Raw genomic sequence first — 25,849 nt, forward strand, 5'->3', positions numbered from 1 at the left:
GGAAGTGCGAGGCCGCCAGTCTAGGGACTCGGCGATTTTTGGCTCTTATACCAAGGTCGAAAAATCGTCCGGCGGGGGCCTCTTTACTACCAATGTCCAGCGGGTTTTCCATTGCGCAAAAGCAAGACACCGGCACGAGGCCGGTGTCTTGTGGACCAGTGGTCGTTTTTTATTCGACCGCCTTGACCATGTCTTCGATGACTTTCTTGGCGTCGCCGAAGACCATCATGGTCTTGTCCAGGTAGAACAGTTCGTTGTCCAGGCCGGCGTAGCCGCTGGCCATCGAGCGCTTGTTGACGATCACGGTCTTGGCTTTGTAGGCATCGAGGATCGGCATGCCGGCGATCGGCGACTTCGGATCGTTCTTCGCCGCCGGGTTCACCACGTCGTTGGCGCCCAGGACCAGCACCACGTCGGTCTGGCCGAACTCGGAGTTGATGTCTTCCATCTCGAACACCTGCTCGTAAGGCACTTCGGCCTCGGCCAGCAGGACGTTCATGTGGCCCGGCATACGGCCGGCAACCGGGTGGATGGCGAACTTCACGTTGACGCCGCGATGGGTCAGCTTCTCCGCCAGCTCCATCAGCGCGTGCTGGGCACGGGCCACCGCCAGGCCGTAGCCGGGGACGATGATCACGCTGTCGGCGTTGGTCAGCAGGAAGGAGGCGTCGTCGGCCGAGCCGGATTTCACCGGGCGGGCTTCCTTGGCGCCCGCCGGGCCGCCAGCGTCGGCTTCGGCGCCGAAGCCACCGAGGATGACGTTGAAGAACGAGCGGTTCATCGCCTTGCACATGATGTAGGAGAGGATCGCACCCGAGGAGCCGACCAGGGAGCCGGCGATGATCAGCATCGAGTTGTTCAGCGAGAAGCCGATACCTGCCGCGGCCCAGCCGGAGTAGGAGTTCAGCATCGACACGACCACGGGCATGTCCGCCCCGCCGATCGGGATGATGATCAGCACGCCGAGGACGAACGCCAGGGCCAGCATCACCACGAAGGCGGTCAGGTTGCCGGTGAACATGAACAGCAGGCCCAGGCCCAGGGTGGTCAGGCCCAGCACCAGGTTGAGCATGTGCTGGCCGGTGAACTGCACCGGGGCGCCCTGGAACAGGCGGAACTTGTACTTGCCCGAGAGCTTGCCGAAGGCGATCACCGAACCGGAGAAGGTGATGGCACCGATGGCCGCGCCGAGGAACAGCTCCAGGCGGTTACCGGACGGGATGGTGTCGCCCAGGTTCTGCACGATGCCCAGGGACTGCGGCTCGACCACGGCGGCGATGGCGATGAACACGGCGGCCAGACCGATCATGCTGTGCATGAAGGCGACCAGTTCCGGCATCTTGGTCATCTCGACGCGCTTGGCCATGATCGAACCGGCGGTGCCGCCGATCAGCAGGCCGACGATCACGTAGACGATGCCGGTGGTGGCGATCTCGCTGCTGATCTTGAACACCAGGGCCACAGTGGTGAGCACCGCGATGCCCATGCCGACCATGCCGAACAGGTTGCCGCGGCGCGACGAGGTCGGGTGCGACAGGCCCTTGAGCGCCTGGATGAAGCAGACCGAGGCAATGAGGTAGAGGAGGGTGACGAGGTTCATGCTCATGTCAGTGCTTCTCCGCCTTCGGCGCTTTCTTCTTGAACATTTCCAGCATGCGGCGGGTGACCAGGAAGCCACCGAACACATTCACTGCAGCCAGGGCCACGGCCAGGGTACCCATGGCCTTGCCCAGCGGGGTGACGGTCAGGGCAGCGGCCAGCATGGCGCCGACGATCACGATTGCCGAAATGGCGTTGGTCACCGCCATCAGCGGGGTGTGCAGGGCAGGGGTGACGTTCCAGACCACGTGGTAGCCGACGTAGATCGCCAGCACGAAGATGATCAGGTTGTAGATGCCGTGGGAGATCAGCATGTCTTCCATAGTTTCTCACCGGTCTTCAGGGCCGGACGCGGGGTCCGGCGCGTTCTTATATAAGAAGGGCTTGGAGCTTCAGCCGTTCTTGCGCACGATCTGGCCGTCACGGCACATCAGGCACGCGGCGACGATGTCGTCTTCCAGGTTCACCGTGAAGCCTTCGGCGGTCAGGGTGAGCTTGAGGAAGTCGAGCAGGTTGCGTGCGTAGAGTGCGGAGGCGTCCGCTGGCACCAGCGCGGCCAGGTTGCTCAGGCCGACGATGGTCACGCCGTGCTTGACCACGACCTGGTCGGCCTCGGTCAGCGGGCAGTTGCCGCCTTGGGATGCCGCGAGGTCGATGACCACCGAGCCCGGCTTCATTTCGGCGACGGTCGCCTCGTGCAGCAGGGTCGGCGCCTTGCGGCCCGGAATCAGTGCGGTGGTGATGACGATGTCCGACTGCTTGGCGCGCTCGTGCACGGCCTTGGCCTGGCGCTCCATCCACGACGCCGGCATCGGACGGGCATAGCCGCCAACACCTTCGGCGCACTCGCGCTCTTCATCGGTCTCGTAGGGTACGTCGACGAACTTGGCGCCCAGGGATTCGATCTGCTCCTTCACCGCCGGGCGTACGTCCGATGCCTCGATTACCGCGCCCAGGCGCTTGGCCGTGGCGATGGCCTGCAGGCCGGCAACGCCGGCGCCGAGGATCAGCACGCGGGCGGCCTTAACGGTGCCGGCGGCGGTCATCAGCATGGGCATGAAGCGGGGGTAGTGGTTGGCAGCGAGCATCACGGCCTTGTAGCCGGCGATGTTGGCCTGGGAGGAGAGCACGTCCAGGCTCTGCGCGCGGGAAGTACGCGGCGCAGCCTCGAGGGCGAAGGCGGTGACGCCGCGTTCGGCCATGCGCGCGATGTTCTCGTTGTTGAAGGGGTTGAGCATGCCGATCAGCACGGTACCCGGCTTCATCTGCGCCAGCTCGCTTTCGCTGGGCGCGACAACCTTCAGCACAAGCTCTGCACCGAAGGCATCGGCGGCAGTGCCGATCTTCGCACCAACGGCTTCGTAAGCGGCATCCGGCTGGCTGGCGCTGACGCCCGCACCGCTCTGAATGACCACCTGATGGCCTTGCCCGATCAGTTTCTTGACCGTCTCCGGCGTTGCTGCGACCCGCGTCTCACCGCCTTGGGTCTCGAGGGGTACACCGATCTGCACTTGCAAATCTCCTGCGTGATCCTGGGATTGTCCGGGCTACTACGTTGGCGACCCGGGTTATCGAACTGGCAACGGTCTTTTCTTGTTTTAGTGGCCGGGCGGGTGACCCGGTGGCCGCGGCATTGTGCAATCTAGCCTGGGGGGCTTCAAGAAGTTCTGGAGTGGTACGCAGCGATAACTACAAGTCACATTTGGACTAATGGTTTTCCGGTCGCCACCGAGGCCGCGTGTGCCTTGGTGTTTAGCCTAATTGCCTATTGTGACCGGACGGAAACGTCATCCTCGCCGTGAATGACCACCCATCAGAGGCTCCCCATACCCACCGAAAGGCCCGGTAATCCTGCAACAGGCTCAGGCATAGGTGTTAATTAATGTTTCTAATATGGAGTATGAGTCATTACTGATGCCTGATTTTCTGTAGCAGATTTTTTACATTGACTACGAGGTCAGGAAATCCCGCGCGAGGCTTCAAATCCGCGCATTGCGCCGGATCAGAGCCTAAGGAAGAGGTTCAGCAGAAAGTTCGCGGTTGTCCTGCCGGCGCGGGAGTGACACAGAAAAAACAACGGCCACCGTTATCGGGTGGCCGTTGGGGGTGAGACACGGTGTCGCGGGGGATCAATTGTTCGCGCTGATAACGCTGGGCAGCTGGGCCGCCAGCTTGTCGTTGTGCAGCGGCGCGCGGATGAAACCGTGCTGGGTGTTGTCCGGGCCGATGATGACCAGGTTGCCGCTGTGGTCGACTGTGTAGTTGGGCTTGCTGGTGTCCGCCGGGATGTAGGGGATGCTCATGGCGTTGGCCAGCTTCTGTACGTTTTCTTCCGAGCCGGTGATGCCCTTGAAGCCGGCATTGAAGAAGCCGAGGTATTCCTTGATGCGGGGCGCGGTATCGCGGTGCGGATCGACGCTGACGAACACCACCTGCAGGTTCTTCGCCACGTCCGGCGGCAGCTTGGTCTGCAACTCGCGCAGTTGCGCCAGGGTCGTGGGGCAGACGTCCGGGCAGAAGGTGTAGCCGAAGAACAGCAGGGACCACTTGTCCTTCAGGCTGGCGGTCTGGAACGGCTGGCCGTCCTGGTCGGTGAAGGTCAGGTCGGGGACGCTGCGGGTCTGCGGCAGGATCACGATGCCGGCGTCGAGCAGCACGGTCGGGTCGAGCTGGTGGCGCTGGTTGAGTACCTTCTGGACGGTGAGGCCGAGGATCAGGGCGACGATGGCGACGAGGATGAAGACGGTCTTGTTGACTCGGGACATGGGGTTCTCGTGGGTCGGGACGTCTGGGCTTCGAGCTGCTGTTCATACCCTTGGTATGGGAGCGGCGATGTTCGCTCGCTCCTACAGTGATGGTGCTTCCTTGTAGGAGCGAGCTTGCTCGCGAACCGGCCTCAGTAGTTCAGGTGCAACGGCAGGTAGTGGTCCACCAGCAGCGCGATGAACAGCAGGAACAGGTAGGCGATAGAGTACTTGAAGGTCTTGATCGCCGCATGGGGTCGGCTGCCGCAGTACAGCGCCCAGGCCCAGTCGAGGAAGCGCGCGCCCAGGGCCAGCGCGGCGAGCAGGTAGACCAGCCCGGCCATGTGGATGACGAAGGGCATCAGGGTTACCGCGAACAGCACCAGGGTGTAGAGCAGGATGTGCAGCTTGGTGTAGTGCTCGCCGTGGGTCACCGGCAGCATCGGGATGTCGGCCTTGGCGTATTCGTCCTTGCGGTGCAGGCACAGCGCCCAGAAGTGCGGCGGGGTCCAGGCGAAGATGATCAGCACCAGCAGCAGCGGTTCGGCGGAAACCTGCCCGGTCACTGCGACCCAGCCCAGCAGCGGCGGGGCGGCGCCGGCGAGGCCGCCGATGACGATGTTCTGCGGCGTGGCGCGCTTGAGAAAACCGGTGTAGAGCGCCGCATAGCCCAGCAGCGAGGCCAGCGTCAGCCAGGCCGTGAGCTCATTGGTGAACACCAGCAGCACCGCCATCCCGGCCACCGACAGCAGCATGGCGAAGCCCAGCGCGAGGGGCGGCGACACACGGCCCTCGGCCAGCGGGCGCTTGTGGGTGCGCGCCATGATCGAGTCGATGCGGCGGTCCACCACGTGGTTCACCGCCGCCGCGCCACCAGCGCACAGGCCGATGCCGAGGTTGCCGAAGACCAGCACCTGCCAGGGCACGCCGGCCTTGGTGGCGAGCAGCATGCCGATCAGCGAGGTGATCAGCATGAGCAGCACGACCTTGGGTTTGGTCAGTTCGAGCAGGTCGCGCCAGCTGGCTTGGCTGGAAGTGCTGATGACACTGGCCATGGGCATTTCTCCTCACTTCTTGATGGGGACCGGCGCGCCTCGGTGCCGGCCATCGTGCTCAACTGGGCTGCAATCTCATCCCTGCGAGGGATAGGCCACCGGGCGCTCCAGGGCGTCCAGGGCCATCGGGCTGCTGGCGGGCAGTTCGACGCGTTTTGCCGCGGGTGCGCGCACCCGGTAGTTCACCAGCACCAGCATCAGCAGCAGGAAGGCGCCGCCGCCGTTGTGCGCCACCGCCACCGGGAGCGGCAGGTGCAGCAACACGTTGCTGATGCCCAGGCCGACCTGGAAGGACAGCCCCAGCAGCATCAGTGCGGTAATGCCGATCAGGCCGTGGCGCTGGAGGTTCCAGGCCAGCAGCAGGATCACCGCGGTCACGCCCAGCGCGCCCATGCGGTGGGTCATGTGGATGGCCGTGCGGGCGTCACTGTCGAGCTGGCCGCCCAGGTAGTTCGGGCCGATGTGTTGGGTAAGGTGGAAGCCGTTGGCGAAGTCCATGTCCGGCCACCACTGCCCATGGCACATCGGCAGGTCGATGCAGGCCACCGCCGCGTAGTTGCTGCTGACCCAACCGCCGAGGGCGATCTGCCCGATCACCATCAGCAGCGCCAGCGCTGCCAGGGCGCGCAGCTTCGATGGCAGTTGCAGCGGGGCGAAGGCGCCGGACAGGCGCAGGCTCAGCAGGAACAGCAGCGACAGCGTGGTGAAGCCGCCCAGCAGGTGTGCAGTGACGACCTGCGGCCAGAGCTTGAGGGTGACCGTCCACATGCCAAACGCCGCCTGGGCGATCACCACTGCGAGCAGCAGCAGCGGCAGTCGCATGGGCTGGCCGTCACGGCCGCGACGCACCAGTGCGTGCACCGCGAGGCCAAGGATCAGCAGGCCGAGGCTGCCGGCGAAGTAGCGGTGGATCATCTCGTTCCAGCCCTTCTGCGCCTCCACCGGCGAGTCGGGGAAGTGCATCTCGGCGTGGGCCAGTTGCGCTTCGTTCAGCGGCACGTGGACGAAGCCATAGCAGCCGGGCCAGTCCGGGCAGCCGAGGCCGGCGTGGGTCAGGCGGGTGTAGGCGCCCAGCAGGATGACCACGAAGGCCAGCGCCGTGGCCAGCACGGCGAGGTAGAAGGCGGGTTTGCGTCTTGCCTGGATCATGCGTCGCTCCCGATCTTGTTGTTGTCGTGGGGCTCGACCGAATTAACCGATGTTCGACAGCTTCAGCAGCAGCTGCAGGTCCTTGAGGATCGACTTGCCGTTGGCGTTGGCGTCGTAGCGCAGCACCAGGTTGCCGTGGGGGTCGACTATCCACAGCTGCGGTTGGGCGCCGGTGTGCGGGTTGGGCGTCAGGCCCAGGCGCTGCAGGCGCGGGTAGTCCTTGTCGAGCAGGTCGGTGAACTTGGCCGGCAGGGGCTTGGCGAAGGCCAGGGCGTGTTCGGCACGGCTGGCTTCGCGGCCCAGGCCGATGTTGATCTGGCGCGCCAGGTAGACCAGTTGCTGGCAGTCGCTGGTGCAGGTTTCCGCTGCCGTCACCAGCAACTGCCAGCGATCGCTGGCCTTGTCGTCCTGCACGCCCAGGTCAGCTGGAGTCTGCCCGGTGGCGATCAGGTCGCCGTGGTAGCTGCGGCCCTCGGGCACCCAGAACTGCAGCTTGTACATAGCGGTGGCGAGCAGCATCGGCCCCAGCACCATGCCGAGGATCAGCAGGAGTTGTACGCGCCCGCGGCGGCGGGCGGAGGCGTCAGGCAGAGTCATGGCGGTCATGGTCGAGGGTCTCCCGTGCGCGACGGATACCGAGGTAGAGGTAGAGGGCGGAAAGCGCGATGGCCAGGGCGAACCACTGCACGGCGTAGCCGACGTGGCGTTCCGGCGGCATGGCGACGATCGGCCAGTCGGTGTCGAAGGCGGCGTCGCCCGGCTCCAGGCGGATTTCCAGCGGGCTGCCTTCGCGGCCGAGCTGATCCCACAGGAACGGGGCGTCCACCCAGGTGATCAGGCGTGGCCAGCCGGCGAGCGGAGCGCTCGGGCCGGCGGACAGCGGGACGTAGGTCCAGGCGTCCAGCAGGAGGTCGTGATGGGGCGTGTCGATCTTCGGCGGCACGCGCCGGTCGGGCCAGGGCACCCAGCCACGGTTGACCAGTAGCCACTGGTGGCCGATGCGGTCGAAGAAGGGTTGCAGCACCTCGACGCCCGCCTGGCCGTTGCGGGTGCGGTTGTCGAGCAGGGCGGTGTGTTCTGCGTCGAACTGGCCTTGCAGGCGCACACGAACGTAGCTGCGCGGCGGTTGGCGTTCCAGTTCGGCGATGCTGATCGGGTCCTGCTGGCGCTGCACTTCGGCGGCGGCGAGGAGGGTACGTTTCTCGGCGGCGCGGGACAGTTGCCAGAAGCCCAGGCCGATCAGCACCGGCAGCAGCGCGAGGACCACCAGGGTCGGCGCGATGCCGGGCCGGAAGGCGCGCGTGGCGCGGCCTGGGCTGTGCTGTGTTGCGTGCTGGCTATACTGCAAGACATCCCCCTCAACCCCAGTCCCCTGCGGACAGGAGGCCGGTAGTGCTCAAAGCTGCGATCGTTCTGTTGTTGCTGGCGACCGTCGTCAGTCTGTTCAGTGGCCTGTTCTTTCTGGTCAAGGACGAGGGGCACGGTTCGCGGGTAGTCAACGCGCTGACCGTGCGTGTCACCCTGACTGCCCTGACCGTCGCTCTCATCGCCTGGGGCTTCTTCAGCGGCCAACTCGGCAGCTCCGCCCCCTGGCATTTCTGATCTCAAAAAGGCGCGGGCCGAAGCCCGCGCCATCGCGCCTCACAGCACGTAAACGAAGATGAACAACCCGATCCACACCACGTCGACGAAGTGCCAGTACCAGCTGGCCGCCTCGAAGCCGAAGTGTTTGTCGGCGTCGAAGTGCCCGCGGATGATGCGGATCAGCATGATGCTCAGCATGATCGCGCCGATGGTCACGTGGGCGCCGTGGAAGCCGGTGAGCATGAAGAAGGTCGCGCCGTAGATGCCCGAGCCCAGGGTCAGGCCCAGTTCGCTGTAGGCCTCGTGGTACTCATAGGCCTGCAGCACGATGAAGCACGCGCCCAGTGCCACGGTCGCCGCCAGCCACAGCTTCAGCGGGCCACGGTGGTTCTTCTTCAGCGCGTGGTGGGCGAAGGTCACGGTGAAGCTGGAGCTGACCAGCAGCAGGGTGTTGATCAGCGGCAGCTTCCACGGGTCGATCACCTCCTTGGGCGGTGGGAAGAGCTTGTTGTCCGGGTTGCTCAGCTGCGGCCAGCCGGCTTCGAACTGCGGCCAGAGCATGTGCGAGATGCCGTGGTGGCCTTCGCCACCCAGCCATGGGTTGACGAAGTGGCGCACGTAGAACAGCGCGCCGAAGAAGGCGGCGAAGAACATCACCTCGGAGAAGATGAACCAGCTCATGCCCCAGCGGAAGGAGCGGTCCATCTGCGGGCTGTAGAGCCCGCCGCGGCTTTCCTGGATGACGTTGCCGAACCAGCCGAACAGCATGTACGCCAGGATCAGCCCGCCGGCGAAGAAGATCCACGGGCCGTGGGAGTGGTCCTTGCCGGCGCTCATGTCGTTCATCCAGGTGCCGACGCCGAACATCGTCACCAGCATGCCGATGGTGGCGATGATTGGCCACTTGCTCTGCGCGGGGACGTAATAGGGATCGTGGGTTGCCATTGTTCTTGTTCTCCTTGCCCAGAAGTCGGTTGCTGATCTACTGCGCGTCGGTGAGGCTGCGTTGGAGCCGGCCTCGGAGTCCTCATTTACAACTCGTAAACTCCGGCTCCTCGGCCGGTCCCGCCTTGCCTCACTCTAGCTCGCACGATCATCCACCGACTTCTCAGCGCTCGTTACTGGCCACGGGTGGCTTGCGGGCAGTGATGTCGAACAGCGTGTAAGCCAGCGTCAGGTGACGCACATCCTTGGGCAGGTCGCGGTCGACGATGAAGCGCACCGGCATTTCGATGCGCTCGCCCGGCTGCAGCACCTGCTGGGTGAAGCAGAAGCATTCGGTCTTGTGGAAATAGGTGGCCGCCACCGACGGCGCGATGCTCGGGATCGCCTGGGCGGTCATCGGCTTGTCGGTGGGATTGCGGGCGACGAACAGCATCTGGTTCACCGCGCCCGGATGCACCACCAGTTGCTCGGCCTCGGGGTGGAACTCCCAGACCATGTCGATGTTGTTGTTGGCGACGAACTGGATCTTCACCTCGCGCGACTGATCGACCACCTGGCCGTCGCCCTGGTAGGCGCTGCCGGAGGTCTTGCCGTTGATGCCCAGTGCCTTGCACATCACGTCGTACAGCGGCACCAGGGCGAAGCCGAAGGCGAACATGGCGACCACGGCAATGACCAGTCGGGTCACCAGCTTGCGCGTTTCGATGTTGCCATCGCTCATGGGTCGGTTCCTCAACCTGTAGGAGCGAGCTTGCTCGCGAACCGCTTGATGCGTTGGGCTCCTGGGAGACCCGTTCGCGAGCAAGCTCGCTCCTACACGTTCGTACTTACTTCACTTCCGGAGGCGTGGTGAAGGTGTGGTAGGGCGCCGGCGAGGGAATGGTCCATTCCAGCCCCTCCGCGCCATCCCACGGCTTTGCCGGCGCCGGCTTGCCGCCCTTGATGCACTTGATGACGATGAACAGGAACAACAGCTGCGTGGTGCCGAACATGAAGGCGCCGATGGACGAGACCATGTTGAAGTCGGCGAACTGCAGGTTGTAGTCCGGAATCCGCCGCGGCATGCCGGCCAGCCCGACGAAGTGCATCGGGAAGAACGCCAGGTTCATGCCGATGAAGCTCATCCAGAAGTGCAGCTTGCCCAGGGTCTCGTCGTACATGTGGCCGGTCCACTTCGGCAGCCAGTAGTAGGCCGAGGCGAAGATGCCGAAGATCGCGCCGGGCACCAGCACGTAGTGGAAGTGCGCCACCACGAAGTAGGTGTCCTGGTACTGGAAGTCCGCCGGTGCAATGGCCAGCATCAGCCCGGAGAAGCCGCCGATGGTGAACAGGATGACGAAGGCCACGGCGAACAGCATCGGCGTCTCGAAGGTCAGCGAGCCCTGCCACATGGTCGACGCCCAGTTGAACACCTTCACCCCGGTGGGCACGGCGATCAGCATGGTCGCGTACATGAAGAACAGCTCGCCCACCAGCGGGATGCCCACCACGAACATGTGGTGCGCCCACACGACGAAGGACAGGAAGGCGATCGACGCGGTGGCGTAGACCATCGAGGTGTAGCCGAACAGCGGCTTGCGGCTGAAGGCCGGGATGATCGAGCTGACGGCGCCGAACGCCGGCAGGATCATGATGTACACCTCGGGGTGGCCGAAGAACCAGAACACGTGCTGGAACAGCACCGGGTCGCCGCCGCCGGCCGCGCTGAAGAAGCTGGTGCCGAAGTGGATGTCCATCAGCATCATCGTCACGCAACCCGCCAGCACCGGCATCACCGCGATCAGCAGGAAGGCGGTGATCAGCCAGGTCCAGACGAACAGCGGCATCTTCATCAGCGTCATGCCCGGGGCGCGCAGGTTGAGGATGGTGGCGATCACGTTGATCGCGCCCATGATCGAACTCATGCCCATCAGGTGGATGGCGAAGATGAAGAAGGTCACGCTGTGAGGCGCGAAGGTGGTGGACAGCGGTGCGTAGAAGGTCCAGCCGAAGTTCGGGCCACCGCCGGGCATGAACAGGGTGCTCACCAGCAGGCCGAAGGCCGCCGGCAGCAGCCAGAAGCTGAAGTTGTTCATCCGTGGCAGGGCCATGTCCGGCGCGCCGATCATCAGCGGCACCATCCAGTTGGCCAGGCCGACGAAGGCCGGCATCACCGCACCGAAGACCATCACCAGGCCGTGCATGGTGGTCATCTGGTTGAAGAACGCCGGCTCGACGATCTGCAGGCCCGGCTGGAACAGCTCGGCGCGGATCACCATGGCGAAGGAGCCGCCGAGCAGGAAGGCGCAGAAGCTGAACCACAGGTACAGCGTGCCGATGTCCTTGTGGTTGGTGGTCAGTACCCAGCGCATCAGGCCCTTGGCGGGGCCGTGGTGGTGGTCGCCGGCGTGAGAATGGTCGGGGTGATCGATCACGGTACTCATCGCGGCCTCCTTATTGTTGTTTCTGCTTGTAGGCGACCACGTCCTGCGGGGTCACCATGTCGCCGTCGTTATTGCCCCAGGCGTTGCGCTCGTAGGTGATCACCGCGGCGATGTCGACTTCCGAGAGCTGCTTGCCGAAGGCCGCCATGGCCGTGCCCGGAACGCCGTTGAACACGGTCTCCAGGTGGTGCTCCTTGGGTCCGGTGACGATCTTCGAACCCTTGAGCGCCGGGAACATCGGCGGCATGCCCTGGCCCTCGGGCTGGTGACAGGCGGCGCAGATGGTGTGGTAGACCTTGTCGCCACGGGCGACCAGTTCTTCCTTCGTCCACTCCTTGCTGGTCAGCTCCTTCATCTTGGCGGCCTCTTCCTTGCGCTCGGCCAGCCACTTGTCGAAGTCGGGCTTGGACTTCACGTCCACCACGATGGGCATGAAGCCGTGGTCCTTGCCGCACAGCTCGGCGCACTGGCCGCGGTAGACGCCGGGCTGGTCGACCTTGGTCCAGGCCTCGTTGACGAAGCCGGGAATGGCGTCGCGCTTGACCGCGAAGGCCGGCACCCACCAGGAGTGGATCACGTCGCTGGAGGTGACCAGGAAACGGACCTTGACCCCGGCCGGCAGCACCAGCGGGTTGTCCACTTCGAGCAGGTAATGCTCGTCCTTGTCGGCCTTGTTGTGGATCTGGTCCTGGGGCGTGGCGAGGTTGGAGAAGAACTCCACGTCCTGGCCCAGGTATTTGTACTGCCACTTCCACTGGTAGCCGGTGACCTGCACGTCCAACTCGGGCTCCGAGGTGTCGTACATGTGGATCAGCGTCTTGGTGGCCGGAACGGCCATCACCACCAGGATCAGGAAGGGAATGACGGTCCAGAGGATTTCCACCGTGGTGCTTTCGTGGAAATGCGCGGGCTGCTGCCCGGTGGACCGGCGGTGGACGATCATCGACCAGAACATCGCGCCAAAGACGACGATGCCGATGACCACGCAGATCCAGAAGATCGTCATGTGCAGATCGAAAACGTTACGGCTGACTTCCGTCGCACCGGGGGCCATGTTGACCGTCCAGGCGGCGTTTGCCTGACTGAAAGCCAAGAGCAAAAGGAAGCCCATCCAGACTCGTGGATGTCGCAGCATTCGGGTTCCCCTTATCGTTGTTTTTATCCCGCCGGCATAGCGCCCTGGCCACGAACCCCATTCCAGGGGGCTCGAGCCTGAACACGCCAACGGCCAAGGGAGTGACCGCCAAGACAACTTACTTTGACGTCTTACCTCGGCAGCACGCAGGGCAGGCCGGGTCCATCAGGTTTTCGGTGTGTCGAAGCGGAGTATAGCCAGGGGTTGCGACATAACAACGCAGAGTAAAAACGGTGTTTGAAAGACCGAAGTGCGATCTCAAAGCCACGGACGGCGCGGCTTTGGAGTACCATGCTGGCGGTCTGATATGCCGTGCCGGCATAACCAGTTCATGAATATGACAATCGCGTCTTAGCTACGCCCGGGGTGCGGCTAAGGTCTTTCTTCACTTTCCAAACCCGTTGTCTTGGAGTTGTCATGAACACCGCTGCACTGCGTGAGCTGATCCGGAATGCCCACCTGCTCGAATCCCGCCATGGCCATCTCGCCCGCCTGATCCAGAGCCAACTGCAAAGCCTGCACAAGAGCATCGCGCTGACGGGAGAGGACCCCAACGGTACGCTGACACGTTTCGTCCACGCCTACGTCGAGCAGGTGCCGGACTTCCTCGACGCCGCCAACTCGGTGGCCCGCGCGGCCGGCATCGAAGATCGCATCAAGCCGGTGCTCAAGCTCGCCGAGCAGTTCTTCCTCACGCCGCCTGCGCTGCTCGATGGCCACGATGGCCTCGACGCGCTGCTGGACGAGGCTTACCTCGCCCACCGCCTGGTGGAAGAGGTGAACGACCGCTACATCGCCCACTTCAACCAGCCGCTGATCCCGCTGGACACCACGGTGGCTAACCTGGTGGCGCACCAGCTGATCGGCGAACCCTTCGCCAACCAGCTGGATGAAGCAGTGCATCATGCGGTCGACGGCATGCTTGACGACAGCACCTTCAGCGCCGAATCCGCCGTCAGCTATCGCGCCAGCCTCAACGACCCGCAAGTCGTCATGGCCTGGCAGCAGTGGCCGTGCCTGTCGCGGCAGTTCGGCGTTGAGCTGGAGCTGGGCCGCGACTGATGTTCAGCCCGCACCCTGCAGCGCCCGCACCCGGCCCTCCACGCGGCGACGAAGACCGTTGCCTTCGATGGACAGCCGACAGCCGTTGGCCGCGGCGCTGCGGCCCCAGTCCTCCAGCAGTTCCATGCAGGCGTGGTCGATGTAGCTCAGGTGCTGCAGCGGTACGCGCAGGTGCGTGCCGGGCTTTATCGACTGCAAGACCTGGGACAGCGCCGGCACCTTGAGGAATGTCGCCGCGCCCACCAGCCGCAGCTCTGCACCGCTGCCCTCCTCGTCGTAGCGCAGGTTGATCTTCAACCGCGCTGCCTTGAACACCAGCTTCAATACCGTCAGCGCGAAACCCAGCAGCACGCCGGTCAGAAGGTCGGTAGCGACGATGGCCAGCGCGGTCGCCGCGTGCACCAGCACCGGCATGCGCCCGTAACGGCCAAGCGAGCGCAGCGCCTTGAGGTCCACCAGCTTGATCCCGGTGTAGACCAGCACGCCGGCCAGGCTGGCGATGGGGATCTGCCGCAGCAACCCGCCCAGCAGCACGACGAACGCCAGCAGCCACAACCCATGGAAGATCGCCGAAGCGCGGCTGCGCGCACCGGCCTGCACGTTGGCCGAACTGCGCACGATCACCCCGGTCATCGGCAGCGCGCCGACCAGCCCGCAGAGCATGTTGCCCACACCCTGGGCGCTCAGCTCGCGGTCCATGTCCGAGCGCGGGCCGGTGTGCATGCGGTCCACCGCTGCGGCGGAGAGCAGCGTCTCGGCGCTGGCGATGAAGGCCACCACCACGGCGGCCAGCAAAAGCGTCGGGTCGAGCAGCGCGGCAAGGTCGCTCGGGCGAACCCAGTCGATGGCGTCGCCGAGGTTCTCCGGCACGCTCACCCGCAGCACGTTCAGGTGCAGCGCGATGCTCGCCAGGGTTGCCAGGCTGACGCCGAACAGCGCGCCGGGCAGCATGCGCAGCCGGCTCGGTTTGAAGCGGTCCCACAGCGCCATGCAGGCCATGGTGCCCAGCCCGAGCAGCGCCGCATCGAAGCCGCTGGTCTCGGAGAGCAGCGCCGCCGGGAAGGCCAGCAGGTTATCCAGCCCCGACGCCTGCGGCTTCAGGTCGAGCATCACGTGGACCTGCGACAGCACGATAAGAATGCCGATGCCGGCGAGCATGCCGTAGACCACGGCCGGCGAGGTCACGCGGAACCAGCAGCCCAGGCGCAGTCTTCCCGCCAGCAGTTGCAGTGCGCCGGCCAGCAGCAGGATTGGCCCGAGCATGGCCATGCCGTGGGTGCGCACCAGTTCGAAGACCAGCACCGCCAGGCCCGCCGCCGGGCCGCTGACCTGCAGGGGCGAGCCGGCCAGGAAGCCGACCACCAGGCCGCCGATGATGCCGGTCACCAGGCCCTTGGCTGGCGGCATGCCCGAGGCGATGGCGATGCCCATGCACAGCGGCAGGGCAACGAGAAAAACCACCACCGACGCGAGCAGGTCGCGCGGCAGCGCGTGGCGCAGCTGGGAAAATCCGGATGGAACAGAGTGGGAGGCCGACATGGCGCTGTTCTCCTTCGAGCATTTTTCGGACGCGCGAAAGCCCACGACGCAGGCCTCGGCCGCATCGACACGCGCAGTTCAGAGGGACGGCGAACGCGGTGGGGGCGTACGCCTCAGGCAGGGATCAAGTGAGGAACGGAGCGCGGCATTTGTTCTGGCGGGCCGCCGCGCCCCGGGATTACTGCTACGGGCGGCTTACTGAGCGGAGTAGCGAGCGCGAGGCGTTGCGCTGGGCGTCGGGCCTTCGCCGTCGAGCGGGCGGAAGCGGCCTTCCTGGGCGTCGTAGGCCTTGATGGCGCTGGTCTCGATGTCGTACACCCAGCCGTGGATGAACAGCTGGCCGGAAGCCAGGCGCGCGGCCACCGACGGATGGGTCTTCAGGTGGTCCAACTGGGCCACGACGTTCTCTTCGGTGAGTACGCCCAGGTGTTCCTGGGTGGCACAGCCGCAGGTCTGCGCGACCACGGTGCGGGCGACTTCGGCATGGCGCAGCCAGGCCTTGACCGTCGGCATGCCTTCCAGGGTCTGCGGAGCCAGCACCGCCTTCATAGCGCCGCAATCGGAGTGGCCGCAGACGATGATGTGCTGCACGCCCAGGGCCATCACCGCGAACTCGATGGCAGTGGACACGCCGCCGTTCATCTGGCCGTACGGCGGCACCACGTTGCCGACGTTGCGGGTGACGAACAGGTCGCCCGGCGAGCTCTGGGTGATCAGCTCGGGAACGATGCGCGAGTCGGCGCAGGTGATGAACATGGCGCGCGGGTTCTGCGCGTGGGCCAACTTCTTGAACAGCTCTTCCTGCTGCGGGAAGACTTCATGGCGGAACTGGCGGAAGCCCTCGACGATATGGCGCAGCGCCTCGTCAGCAGATTCGTGGGCGTGTTCCTCACCGTGCGTTTTGTCGTTCATGTATCAGCCTCGAAGAATGACGAAGAATTTTCCCACGTCAGCCGACGCTCTCCCTGGGGAGAAAAGGCACAGCCGTGAGGAAAAATCTGTCGTGACCGGTTAGTCACTTTGTGCTCAAACCCTAGACAACGAAGATTAAACCAAAATTAAAAAACCGCTCTGTAATGAGCTTTTGCACGATGTTTCGCCGAAATTTCAAGATGATATCGGCAAGCTATCATGGCGATGCGATATTGCAGTGATTGTACTGCTCTTGTCGAAACTTCCGACAGACAACAGCTCAGAACAGGCTCATCTGGCTGCGCGGCGGGGCAAACGCCGTGCAGTCCAAACTGAAGTTGCCGCGCCGGTTCAAGCCCAGGCGGCGCAGGGCAACCTCGAAGCGCTTGGCCAGGAGGTCGGCGAACGGGCCTTCGCCGCGAAAGCGGTGGCCGAAACGGCTGTCGTAGATTTCCCCGCCGCGCACCTGCCGGATCAGGCTCATCACATGGTTGGCACGCTGCGGATAGTGCGCTGCCAGCCACTCTTCGAACAGCGGCCCGACCTCGCGTGGCAGGCGCAGCATCATGTAGCTGGCGCTCTGCGCGCCGGCTTCGTGGGCGGCTTCGAGCAGCGCTTCCAGTTCGCGGTCGTTGACCATGGGGATCATCGGCGAACACAGCACCCCTACCGGAATGCCCTGTTCGCGCATCACCCGGATCGCCCGCAAGCGCGCGGAGGGAGCCGCGGCGCGGGGTTCGAGGATGCGTTTCAGCTCGTCATCCAGGGTGGTCAGGCTGATCATCACGGCCACCAGGTTCTGCTTCGCCAGTTCGGCCAGCAGGTCCAGGTCGCGCAGGATCAGCGAACCCTTGGTGACGATGGTCACCGGGTGGCGGAAGCGCAGCAGCACCTCGAGGATCTGCCGGGTCAGCCGCTGCTGGCGCTCGATGGGCTGGTACGGATCGGTATTGGCGCCCAGGTTGATCGGCGCGCAGACGTAGCCCTTGCGGCTCAGCTCTTCTTCCAGCACCTCGGCGGCATTGGTCTTGGCGATCAGCCTGGTCTCGAAATCCAGCCCCGGGGACAGGTCCCAGTAGGCGTGGCTCGGCCGGGCGTAGCAGTAGATGCAGCCGTGCTCGCAGCCGCGATAGGGGTTGATCGAGCGGTCGAAGGGCAGGTCCGGCGACTGGTTGCGCGAGATCACCGACTTCGCGCGCTCGCTGCGGATCTCGGTCACCTGGGGCTTGGGCACCTCGTCGTACCAATCGTTATCCACAGGCACCGAAGTGGTTGGCGCGAAGCGGTTGTGCGGATTGTTGGCGGTGCCCCGGCCGCGGGGTGGGACTGTCGGTGGCATGTCGATGCTCTGGAGTACTGTTTATAAATACAGTATTTCAGGCGGCGTCACTACGCCAGAGGGATGAAGCCGATAGGCAGCGTCAGGCGCCCGGCGGTAGGTGAGTTCTGTCGGTCATCACTCGGCACGGTGAAAACTGCACTGGCAGGACGCTCTAGATACCCCTGGCTTGCTCCTGCGCTGGGGCTTCAATGCGTGTGGACTTGACCCGCCATCTGACTCTTTGTACCGGCTTTTCAATTGTCTTGACGATCAGGTGGCAGCAGGCCAGCGATACAAACAGGGTGACGAAGAAATTCAGTATGCCTGGCACGCTCGAGCCACTTATGGGGGTGCCGAAGATCAGCATCGAGCAGGCAAAACCGACCTGCCAGTGCATCAGATAAAGCGGATAACTGAAGTCGCCAAGCGTCTTGTCGATAAGCTTCAGGCCTGCCGGAGCAATAGTATTGATCAGCAGGACTATCAATGCGGCATTCAGCGCGTAGTTGACATAGAAGCATAGGGTTGCCGTGCTGCCGGTTGTTCCATCACCACCAAATTTCAATGCAACGACAGAATTCAGGAAAGCCAGGCCTATCGTCGCCCAGAGGAGTGTAGTTCTTCTGTATCGTGAAATAACGATTTCTAATAGATTCCGATGGTGGAAGATCATTGCGCCCAGCGAGAACGCGAGTGTGCCGGAAAATATATATCCGTACCGGTAGCCATAGCCGAGTCCAAGGATATGCGTTGTCAGCATGTAGCCAATACTGAGCGAGAACCAAAGAGTGGTGATTGTTCTTGAGCGGGATAGGCCTAGGGCAATGAGCGCATAGAAGGTTATTTCCACGGTCAGTGCCCAGGTAGGCGGCGATACCCTCGGCAGGACGGATGTCGGAAAGGTGCTCCAATATATCAAGGTCGCGTTCTGCGCCCATTGAGAAAGGTTGTTGGGGATGAACATGAATTCACGATATTTTATCGAGTTATCTTCACCGAAGAAGAATATGATAAATACAGAGAGCGCGAGAATGAACCAGTGTGCTGGATATAAGCGCAGGATTCGGTTCAGGCAGAATCGCCCGATGCCCCTGATCGAATATCCGTAGGTATTCACCATCACGAGTGTCATCAGATATCCACTGAGAATGAAGAATCCATGTACGGCGTAATGGCCAAGAATTGGCAGGGCGAGAAGATGGTTGACGACGACCAGAAGAGATAAAACGAATCTGTAGAGACCAAACATGATTGTCGCGAGCCAATGGAGTGTGAAAAAGGTGCTGATCGGAAGTTCGACGAACTGTAAATGTTTTCCTGGCCTAAAGCATCTTTGAAAACAAAAGGTACAGCCCGGCCGCCAGCCCGATGGCCGCCGGCAAGGTCAGCACCCAGGCCAGCAACATGTTGCGGATGGTCGGCCACTGCAGCCCGCTGCCGTTGGCCGCCATGGTGCCGGCCACGCCGGAGGAGAGCACCTGGGTCGTCGACACCGGCAGACCGAAACCGTCCGCCGCGCCGATGGTGAGCATGGCCACCAGTTGCGCCGAGGCGCCCTGTGCATAAGTCAAAGGGGTCTTGCCGATGCCTTCGCCGACCGTAGTGACGATACGCCGCCAGCCCACCAGTGTACCCAGGCCGAGTGCCAGGGCGACCGCGACCTTTACCCAGGTGGGAATGAAGCGGATTGCCTGCTCGCCGCCCTGGCGCAGTGCCTGCAGGCTGCTCCAGGTTTCCAGCTCGAAATGCTGGTCGCTGCGGTCCAGCAGGCGGATGGTTTCCAGGCTCAGGTAGAGGTCGTTGCGCAGGGCCTGCACCTCCTCGGCCGGCACTTTGTCCAATTGCCCGTAACGCTCCAGTCGCGCGCTGACGTCGCCGATCACGCTGCCCAGCGAGGGCAGCAGTTCGGGCTTCAGCACTTCGTCTTCCTGATAGCTCAATAGCGCCTGCCGCGGGTCCGCTGCCGGGCTGCCGCCAGCACGGTGCAACTGCTGCTGGCTGGCCTGGGTGAGGGCGAGCAACTGGCGGGTCTGCTCGGGGGAATGAGCGCGATCCACCGCGAACGCGAGGGGAACGGTGGCGATCAGTATGAGCATGATCAGCCCGATGCCTTTTTGCCCGTCGTTGGAACCATGGGCAAAGGACACGCCGGTACAGGTCAGGATCAGGATCGCGCGAATCCACCGGGGCGGCGGCGTGCGCCCATCCGGTGCGTGGAACAGCGCGCGGTTGCGGATGGTCGAGCTCGCCACTCGCAGCAGCACGAAGGCGGCGAAGAAGCCCACCAGCGGCGAAAGGAACAGTGCATAACCCACCGTCAGCAACTGCGACCAGGCGTTGCCCGACAGTCCGATATGCCCTGCCATGGCGCCGTGGGCCAGGCCGATACCGACGATGGAACCAATCAGCGTGTGCGAGGAGGACACCGGCAGCCCCAGCCACCAGGTACCCAGGTTCCACAGGATCGAGGCGATCAGCAGGGCGAAGATCATCGCCAGCCCGACGCTGCTGTCGACCTTGAGCAGCAGGTCCAGCGGCAGCAGCGAGACGATGGCGAACGCCACCGCACCGCTGGAGAAGAGCACGCCGAGGAAGTTCCACACCCCCGACCAGGCCACGGCGAGGCGCGGCGGCAAGGCGTTGGTGTAGATCACCGTGGCCACCGCATTGGCGGTGTCGTGGAAGCCGTTGATGAACTCGAAGCTCAGCGCGATCAGCAGCGCAACCACCAGCACCAGTACCGACCCGCCCGGCTCCAGGTGCGTGCCGCTGGCGTGGATGTCGTGCCCCAGCGCGGCGAAGGTGAACACCAGCGCGGCGGCCAGCAGCAGGAAAAAGGTCAGGCGTCCCTTGAAGCCGTGAGTCTCGCGCAGCACGGGGCTGATCGGGAACTGCGTCAGGCGCGAGGCGCGCATCACCTCAAGCATGCCAAAGCGGTCAAGCACAGGAGGGCTTCCTTGGGGTCAATGGCGGCATCGGGCGGATTCCTTGCGGCGATGCCCTACAGACTAGCCGGCCGTGGCGATCATGGGCCGACGGCGCGAGCGGGGCGGAGTGTCATGCTAGGGCGAGGCTGCTTCGACATTCCTTGATGTTGGTGGGAATGTGCGGTATTTCGGCGCCGTAAAAAGCAATGCCCCGGCAAGCCGGGGCATTTCTGGGCGTCACGCGGGTGCTATTCCTGCGGCTTCTTCAGCTTCGGATTGGGGAAGAACTGCACCCCCTGTACCTTCGGGTCCCTGGGCTTTTCCAGCGCGCTGGTGTTGACGCGGGTGGACAGCTCTTTCGGCACTGACTGGCCCTGGGCGTTGAGCGTGTCGGAGTAGCCGCAGGCCACGCATTCGCGGTGTGGTACGCCGTCGACGTCCCACATGACGATCTTGTCCTGCTCGCTGCACGCCGGGCAGACGGCCCCGGCGATGAAGCGTTTCTTCACCTCGCTCATCACGCCGCCTCCTCGGTGAGACCCGAGTGGCGCAGCAGGGCATCGATGGACGGCTCGCGGCCACGGAAGGCCACGAACAGCGCCATCGGCTCCTGGGAGCCGCCCTTGGCCAGGATCGCGTCGCGGAAGGCCGCGCCGGTGGCCGGGTTGAGCACGCCTTCTTCCTCGAAGCGCGAGAACGCATCGGCGGACAGCACCTCGGCCCACTTGTAGCTGTAGTAACCGGCCGCATAACCGCCGGCGAAGATGTGCGCGAAGCTGTTGGCGAAGCGGTTGTACGCCGGCGGGCGCATCACCGCGACTTCATCGCGGATTGCTTCCAGCACGTCGAGCACGCTGCGGCCGTCGCCGTGGGTGGCGTGCAGTTCGAAGTCGAACAGCGAGAATTCCAGCTGGCGGACCATCATCAGTCCGGACTGGAAGTTCTTCGCCGCGAGCATCTTCTCCAGCAGGTCCTGGGGCAGCGGCGCGCCGGTCTCGTAGTGACCGGAGATCAGCGCCAGGCCTTCGGGCTCCCAGCACCAGTTCTCCATGAACTGGCTCGGCAGCTCCACGGCGTCCCAGGCCACGCCGTTGATGCCCGAGGCGCCGGCATGTTCGACGCGGGTCAGCAGGTGGTGCAGGCCGTGGCCGAATTCGTGGAACAGCGTGGTGACTTCATCGTGGGTCAGCAGCGCCGGCTTGCCGCCGACCGCCGGGGTGAAGTTGCACACCAGGTAGGCCACTGGCGATTGCAGTTCGCCACCGGCGGTGCGGCGACGGTCGCGGGCGCCGTCCATCCAGGCGCCGCCACGCTTGTTGGCGCGGGCGTAGAGGTCGAAGTAGAAGCGGCCGACATGCTGGCCGTTTTCCTCGATCTCGAACAGGCGCACGTCCGGGTGCCAGCGCTCGAAGTCGTTCAGCTCGCGAATCTGGATGCCGTAGAGCTTCTGCACGATGGCGAACAGGCCGGAGAGCACCTTGTCGATCGGGAAGTATTCGCGCAGGGCTTCCTGGGACACGCTGTAGCGCGCCTCGCGCAGCTTCTCGCCGAAGTAGCTGGCGTCCCAGCTGGCGAGGTCCGGGCAACCCTGCTCCGCGGCGTAGGCCTTGAGCTGCGCAAGATCCTGGGCAGCAAAGGGCTTGCTGCGCACGGCGAGGTCGCGGAGGAAGTTCAGTACCTGCTCGGGCGTCTCGGCCATCTTGGTGGCCAGGGACAGTTCGGCGAAGTTCGCAAAGCCCAGCAGGCGCGACAGCTCCTGGCGCAGGTCGAGGATTTCCTGCATCACCGGGCCGTTGTCGTTCTGCCCGGCATTCGGCCCCTGATCGGAGGCGCGGGTGCAGTACGCGGCGTAGACCTCTTCACGCAGTGCGCGGTCCTGGGCATAGGTCATCACGGCGTAGTAGCTGGGGAATTCCAGGCTGATCAGCCAGCCGTCCAGCGCCTTGGCCTGTGCGGCGGCCTGCATCTGCGCCTTGGCCGATTCGGTCAGGCCGGCGAGGGCTGCTTCGTCGGTGACGTGCTTGGTCCAGGCCTGGGTGGCGTCCAGCAGCTGGTTGGAGAAGCGGCTGCCCAGCTCGGACAGGCGCGTCTGGATTTCCGCGTAGCGCTGCTGCTGCTCGGCCGGCAGGTCGATACCCGACAGGCGGAAGTCGCGCAGGGCGTGTTCGAGGATGGTTTTCTGGGCGAGGTCGAAGTCCTTCGATTCGGGGCTTGCGGCCAGCGCTTCGTAGGCCTTGAACAGCTCGCGGTTCTGGCCCAGTTCGGTCCAGTAGGCGGACAGCAGCGGCAGGCAGCCCTCGTAGGCTTCGCGCAGTTCGGCGCTGTTGCACACCGCGTTGAGGTGGCTGACCGGGCTCCAGGCCTTGCCCAGGCGGTCATGCAGCTCGTCCATGGCCAGCACCAGGCCGGCCCAGGTCGGGGCGCCGTTCTGCTGGGCGAGGAGGCGCGCGATGGCGGCGCGGTTGTCGGCGAGGATCTGCTCGATGGCCGGCTTCACGTGCTCGGGGCGAATGGAGGAGAAGGGCGGCAGGTCGTAGCTCTGCAGAAGAGGATTCGCGCTCACGGTGGCACCTTGGCTGAAGAAACACCCGGCCATCTTAAATACAATCGGACCCATCCGCAGCCACAGGAAAGCTATCGTGACGATTCGAACCTATCAGGGCAAAACGCCATCCCTCGGTGAGCGCGTCTTCGTCGACGCCAGCTCCGTGGTCATCGGCGACGTGGAGATCGGCGCGGACAGCTCGGTGTGGCCGCTGGTGGTGATCCGCGGCGACATGCACCGCATCCGTATCGGTGCGCGCACCAGCGTGCAGGACGGCAGCGTGCTGCACATCACCCACGCCGGCCCCTTCAACCCGGACGGCTTCCCGCTGACCATCGGCGACGAGGTGACCATCGGTCACAAGGTGCTGCTGCACGGCTGCACCATCGGCAGCCGCATCCTGGTGGGCATGGGCTCCATCGTCATGGACGGCGCGGTGATCGAGGACGAGGTGATCCTCGGCGCGGGCAGCCTGGTGCCGCCGGGCAAGACGCTGGAGAGCGGCTTCCTGTATGTCGGCAGCCCGGTGAAGAAGGCCCGGCCGCTGACCGACAAGGAGCGGGCGTTCTTCAGCTATACCGCCGGGAATTACGTGAAGTTGAAGGACCAGCATATCGCCGAGGGTTTTGCCGGCGAGTGACGCTCTGATACGACGGTGCCGATGCTTCCCCTCACCCCAACCCTCTCCCGATGGGGGAGGGGGCAGATTGTGCCGGCTGACACGATGGCTTCATCCTTCGCCGAACGGTTCCCTCTCCCTCTGGGAGAGGGCCAGGGTGAGGGGCTCTGGTTCTTCCGATCTGCCGGACGGCCCGCCACAGCGGACCTCGCGCCCTATACTGAGCCAAGGTGACCGGACGCCAGCGCGTGCCCGGCCGGGTTCAGCAGCGGGCGGCCTGCCATCCCGGCGCCGCCGAGCCGGCGAGCGGCCATGAACAGTCTGTGTTCTTCCAACGCCACCGTTTCGCCCTGGTGGCGTGGCGGTGTCATCGTCCTGCTCTTGCTGGCGCTGGGCGGTTGCGCGCAGCGCCCTGCGCCACCCGCCGCCCCGCTCACCGAAGCCACCTGGCACCAGGTCGACGCCGACATCGGCGCCGCTTCGCTGGCCGCCACGTCCCAGGCCCGTGCCTACGCCGAAGAGGCCATGCAGCAGTGGATGGACCTGGTCTACCAGCGCACCGACGAGAAATTCATCCCCTGGTTCTCCAGCTACTGGACCCAGCAATGGCTGGGCATGAAGGTCGCCTGGTACAAGATGGGCTCTCACGGCGACCTCGATCCCACGGTCGACAGGCTGGCCGTCTACCTGCAGGAGCAGTACCGCAAGCAGGTACTGGTCCCGGTGGCCAAGCAGATCGACCCCGACTCGGTGATGGAGAAGGCCACCCGGCACTACATCAAACTGCTGACCGTGGCGGTGGAGGAGATCCCCCAGCGTCGCGGCATCCCGCAGAAGGCGTTCGATGAGCACCTGATGGGCGTTCCGGCAATCAGCCTCGGCCCGCCATCCAGTCGTGACGCCTCGCTTTACGACGTGGTGAATGCCAAGGACATCGGCAAGCTGCCGGCCTTCGCCGCCCTGATGCAGGAAATCCGTACCGCCTCGGGCAAGGCTGGCGCCGGGACCAAAGTCAGCGGCGTCTCTCCGGTGGCGCAGCGCACCAGCGCCAAGCTGGTCGATGAACTGCGCAACCGCAGCATCGTCGGCGTCGTGGCCGGAGCGGCGGGCAAGGTCGCCGGCTCGGTCATTTCGGTGGCCTTCACGCTATTCAGTATGGCGGGCAACGACCATGCGCGGCCGGAGGTGGAAACGCAGTTGCGCAAGGAGATCAACGCCGCCTTCGACGAACAGTGGCTGGCGCTGATGCGTGATCAGGACGGCGGGGTGATGTCCGGCGTCGATCACCTTGGCGCCCGCGTGCAGCAGAGCTTGGCTGGCCGGCTCGCTCAACCACAGGACGAGCCCGAGGACGATTCCGCGGCCCAGGCCTACGGTGCCGGCGAGGCAGAGCCGGTCAGCGTCAGCGGCGGGTTCCGCGTGCTCCGGCAGGGGCAGGGCTCGGCGCCCTGAGCCGGTCATTCGGCGACTCGTGTTTCGCGCCCGCTGCCTGGGGCGTATCCTTCCCGCCCGACTTTCGCGGCCGGACGCTGACCTCATGCATTACCAGAACATCCTCTTCGACCTCGACGGCACCCTCACCGACCCGCGCGAGGGCATCACCCGCTCCATCCAGTATGCGCTCGCCCAACTGGGCATCGACGAGCCCGACCTGCGCCAGCTGGAACATTTCATCGGCCCGCCGCTGCTGCAGTGCTTCATGAGCACCTACGACTTCGACGAGGCGCGCGCCTGGGAAGCGGTGAACCACTACCGCGTGCGCTTCAAGGACACCGGACTTTACGAGAACAAGGTGTTCGACGGCGTCGCCGAGCTGCTGGACCTGCTCGGCAGCCAGGGTCGCACGCTGTACATCTGCACCAGCAAGCCGACGGTGTTCGCCTCCGAAATCGCCCGCCACTTCGACTTCGCCCGGCATTTCAAGGTGATCTACGGCAGCGAGCTGGATGGCACGCGCACCAACAAGGTCGAGCTGATCGGGCACCTGCTGGGCATCGAGCAACTGGACCTCAAGCAGACCCTGATGATCGGCGACCGCAAGCACGACCTGATCGGCGCGCACCGCAACGGGCTTTCCGCCGCCGGCGTCGGCTATGGCTTCGGCAGCCACGAGGAACTGATGGCGGAAAGCCCGGCACATTACTTCGCCAGCCTGGACGAGCTGCGCGCGGCCTTTGCCTGACCGTACGGGACTCCATTTGTAGGAGCGGACCTTGTCCGCGAAATCCCCGCGAAGCGGGGACCAGGAGCATCGCGGATAAGATCCGCTTGTGTCTGCCGACTTCGATAG

Annotated in this window: 24 protein-coding genes; 5 read left to right on the top strand and 19 right to left on the bottom strand. The window is 64.4% G+C overall.

Annotated features, from left to right (window positions below; translation table 11 throughout):
• Positions 1-169: 169 nt before the first annotated feature.
• The 8 genes from C167_RS0107860 to C167_RS0107895 all read right to left on the bottom strand — a co-directional run bounded on the left by C167_RS0107860 (position 170) and on the right by C167_RS0107895 (position 7,895).
• On the bottom strand, positions 170-1,606 hold the full coding sequence (locus tag C167_RS0107860) for an NAD(P)(+) transhydrogenase (Re/Si-specific) subunit beta (protein ID WP_017517719.1): 1,437 nt from the start codon (positions 1,604-1,606) through the stop codon (positions 170-172).
• 1 nt (position 1,607) lies between these two features.
• Entirely contained in the window at positions 1,608-1,922 is a 315-nt protein-coding gene (locus tag C167_RS0107865; RefSeq protein WP_015474896.1) for an NAD(P) transhydrogenase subunit alpha, read from the bottom strand.
• 69 nt (positions 1,923-1,991) lie between these two features.
• A complete protein-coding gene (locus C167_RS0107870) occupies positions 1,992-3,110 on the bottom strand; it encodes a Re/Si-specific NAD(P)(+) transhydrogenase subunit alpha (RefSeq protein ID WP_017517720.1) in 1,119 nt (372 codons plus the stop codon).
• Between the two features lie 618 nt (positions 3,111-3,728).
• A complete protein-coding gene (locus C167_RS0107875) occupies positions 3,729-4,364 on the bottom strand; it encodes an SCO family protein (protein ID WP_017517721.1) in 636 nt (211 codons plus the stop codon).
• A gap of 131 nt (positions 4,365-4,495) precedes the next feature.
• The gene (cyoE, locus tag C167_RS0107880) at positions 4,496-5,398 is read right to left on the bottom strand and encodes a heme o synthase (protein WP_017517722.1); all 903 of its coding nucleotides are present in this window, start codon (positions 5,396-5,398) and stop codon (positions 4,496-4,498) included.
• Between the two features lie 75 nt (positions 5,399-5,473).
• Entirely contained in the window at positions 5,474-6,547 is a 1,074-nt protein-coding gene (locus C167_RS0107885) for a COX15/CtaA family protein (RefSeq protein WP_017517723.1), read from the bottom strand.
• Positions 6,548-6,589: 42 nt separating this feature from the next.
• Positions 6,590-7,153 (bottom strand): hypothetical protein, encoded by a 564-nt coding sequence (locus C167_RS0107890; RefSeq protein WP_017517724.1) that lies wholly within the window; start codon positions 7,151-7,153, stop codon positions 6,590-6,592.
• Complete coding sequence (locus C167_RS0107895; RefSeq protein WP_017517725.1) at positions 7,131-7,895, bottom strand: SURF1 family protein; 765 nt, start codon at positions 7,893-7,895, stop codon at positions 7,131-7,133. The genes C167_RS0107890 and C167_RS0107895 overlap by 23 nt, the downstream gene beginning before the upstream one ends.
• 44 nt (positions 7,896-7,939) lie before the next feature.
• Between C167_RS0107895 and C167_RS0107900 the strand changes: the two genes are divergently transcribed.
• A complete protein-coding gene (locus tag C167_RS0107900; protein WP_015474903.1) occupies positions 7,940-8,149 on the top strand; it encodes a twin transmembrane helix small protein in 210 nt (69 codons plus the stop codon).
• 39 nt (positions 8,150-8,188) lie between these two features.
• Here the strand turns inward: C167_RS0107900 and C167_RS0107905 are convergent, their stop codons facing one another.
• The 4 genes from C167_RS0107905 to coxB form a co-directional block, all read right to left on the bottom strand.
• Positions 8,189-9,076, bottom strand: a complete 888-nt coding sequence (locus C167_RS0107905) for a cytochrome c oxidase subunit 3 (protein ID WP_017517726.1) — start codon at positions 9,074-9,076, stop codon at positions 8,189-8,191.
• 163 nt (positions 9,077-9,239) lie between these two features.
• Complete coding sequence (locus C167_RS0107910) at positions 9,240-9,797, bottom strand: cytochrome c oxidase assembly protein (protein WP_017517727.1); 558 nt, start codon at positions 9,795-9,797, stop codon at positions 9,240-9,242.
• A gap of 106 nt (positions 9,798-9,903) precedes the next feature.
• The gene (gene ctaD / locus C167_RS0107915) at positions 9,904-11,499 is read right to left on the bottom strand and encodes a cytochrome c oxidase subunit I (RefSeq protein ID WP_017517728.1); all 1,596 of its coding nucleotides are present in this window, start codon (positions 11,497-11,499) and stop codon (positions 9,904-9,906) included.
• A gap of 10 nt (positions 11,500-11,509) precedes the next feature.
• Positions 11,510-12,634: a cytochrome c oxidase subunit II gene (gene coxB / locus C167_RS0107920; protein ID WP_026078882.1), complete on the bottom strand. Its 1,125-nt coding sequence runs from the start codon at positions 12,632-12,634 to the stop codon at positions 11,510-11,512.
• Positions 12,635-13,051: 417 nt separating this feature from the next.
• Here coxB and C167_RS0107925 point away from each other — a divergent pair, with 417 nt between their 5' ends.
• Positions 13,052-13,696, top strand: a complete 645-nt coding sequence (locus tag C167_RS0107925) for a hypothetical protein (RefSeq protein WP_017517730.1) — start codon at positions 13,052-13,054, stop codon at positions 13,694-13,696.
• A gap of 3 nt (positions 13,697-13,699) precedes the next feature.
• Here the strand turns inward: C167_RS0107925 and C167_RS0107930 are convergent, their stop codons facing one another.
• The 7 genes from C167_RS0107930 to prlC all read right to left on the bottom strand — a co-directional run bounded on the left by C167_RS0107930 (position 13,700) and on the right by prlC (position 22,958).
• Positions 13,700-15,235, bottom strand: a complete 1,536-nt coding sequence (locus tag C167_RS0107930; RefSeq protein WP_017517731.1) for a SulP family inorganic anion transporter — start codon at positions 15,233-15,235, stop codon at positions 13,700-13,702.
• A 195-nt stretch (positions 15,236-15,430) separates the two neighbouring features.
• Positions 15,431-16,147, bottom strand: a complete 717-nt coding sequence (locus tag C167_RS0107935) for a carbonic anhydrase (protein ID WP_017517732.1) — start codon at positions 16,145-16,147, stop codon at positions 15,431-15,433.
• A 280-nt stretch (positions 16,148-16,427) separates the two neighbouring features.
• On the bottom strand, positions 16,428-17,486 hold the full coding sequence (locus C167_RS0107940; RefSeq protein WP_017517733.1) for a PA0069 family radical SAM protein: 1,059 nt from the start codon (positions 17,484-17,486) through the stop codon (positions 16,428-16,430).
• Positions 17,487-17,640: 154 nt separating this feature from the next.
• Positions 17,641-18,717, bottom strand: a complete 1,077-nt coding sequence (locus tag C167_RS0107945; RefSeq protein WP_017517734.1) for an acyltransferase family protein — start codon at positions 18,715-18,717, stop codon at positions 17,641-17,643.
• Between the two features lie 73 nt (positions 18,718-18,790).
• Positions 18,791-20,395: an inorganic phosphate transporter gene (locus tag C167_RS0107950; RefSeq protein ID WP_017517735.1), complete on the bottom strand. Its 1,605-nt coding sequence runs from the start codon at positions 20,393-20,395 to the stop codon at positions 18,791-18,793.
• A gap of 248 nt (positions 20,396-20,643) precedes the next feature.
• Positions 20,644-20,913 (bottom strand): YheV family putative zinc ribbon protein, encoded by a 270-nt coding sequence (locus tag C167_RS0107955; RefSeq protein WP_017517736.1) that lies wholly within the window; start codon positions 20,911-20,913, stop codon positions 20,644-20,646.
• Complete coding sequence (prlC, locus tag C167_RS0107960) at positions 20,913-22,958, bottom strand: oligopeptidase A (RefSeq protein WP_026078885.1); 2,046 nt, start codon at positions 22,956-22,958, stop codon at positions 20,913-20,915. Before prlC ends, C167_RS0107955 begins: the two co-directional genes overlap by 1 nt.
• Positions 22,959-23,034: 76 nt before the next feature.
• Between prlC and C167_RS0107965 the strand changes: the two genes are divergently transcribed.
• From C167_RS0107965 to C167_RS0107975, 3 genes are all read left to right on the top strand, one after another.
• Positions 23,035-23,580, top strand: a complete 546-nt coding sequence (locus tag C167_RS0107965) for a gamma carbonic anhydrase family protein (protein ID WP_017517738.1) — start codon at positions 23,035-23,037, stop codon at positions 23,578-23,580.
• Positions 23,581-23,871: 291 nt separating this feature from the next.
• Positions 23,872-25,011 carry a hypothetical protein gene (locus tag C167_RS0107970; RefSeq protein ID WP_017517739.1) on the top strand — a complete coding sequence of 380 codons (1,140 nt, stop codon included), beginning with the start codon at positions 23,872-23,874 and terminating at the stop codon, positions 25,009-25,011.
• Between the two features lie 85 nt (positions 25,012-25,096).
• On the top strand, positions 25,097-25,741 hold the full coding sequence (locus C167_RS0107975; protein WP_017517740.1) for an HAD family hydrolase: 645 nt from the start codon (positions 25,097-25,099) through the stop codon (positions 25,739-25,741).
• The last annotated feature ends 108 nt before the right edge of the window (positions 25,742-25,849 follow it).

The organism is Pseudomonas nitroreducens TX1, assembly GCF_000313755.1.
Classification (GTDB): Bacteria; Pseudomonadota; Gammaproteobacteria; order Pseudomonadales; family Pseudomonadaceae; genus Pseudomonas; species Pseudomonas nitroreducens_A.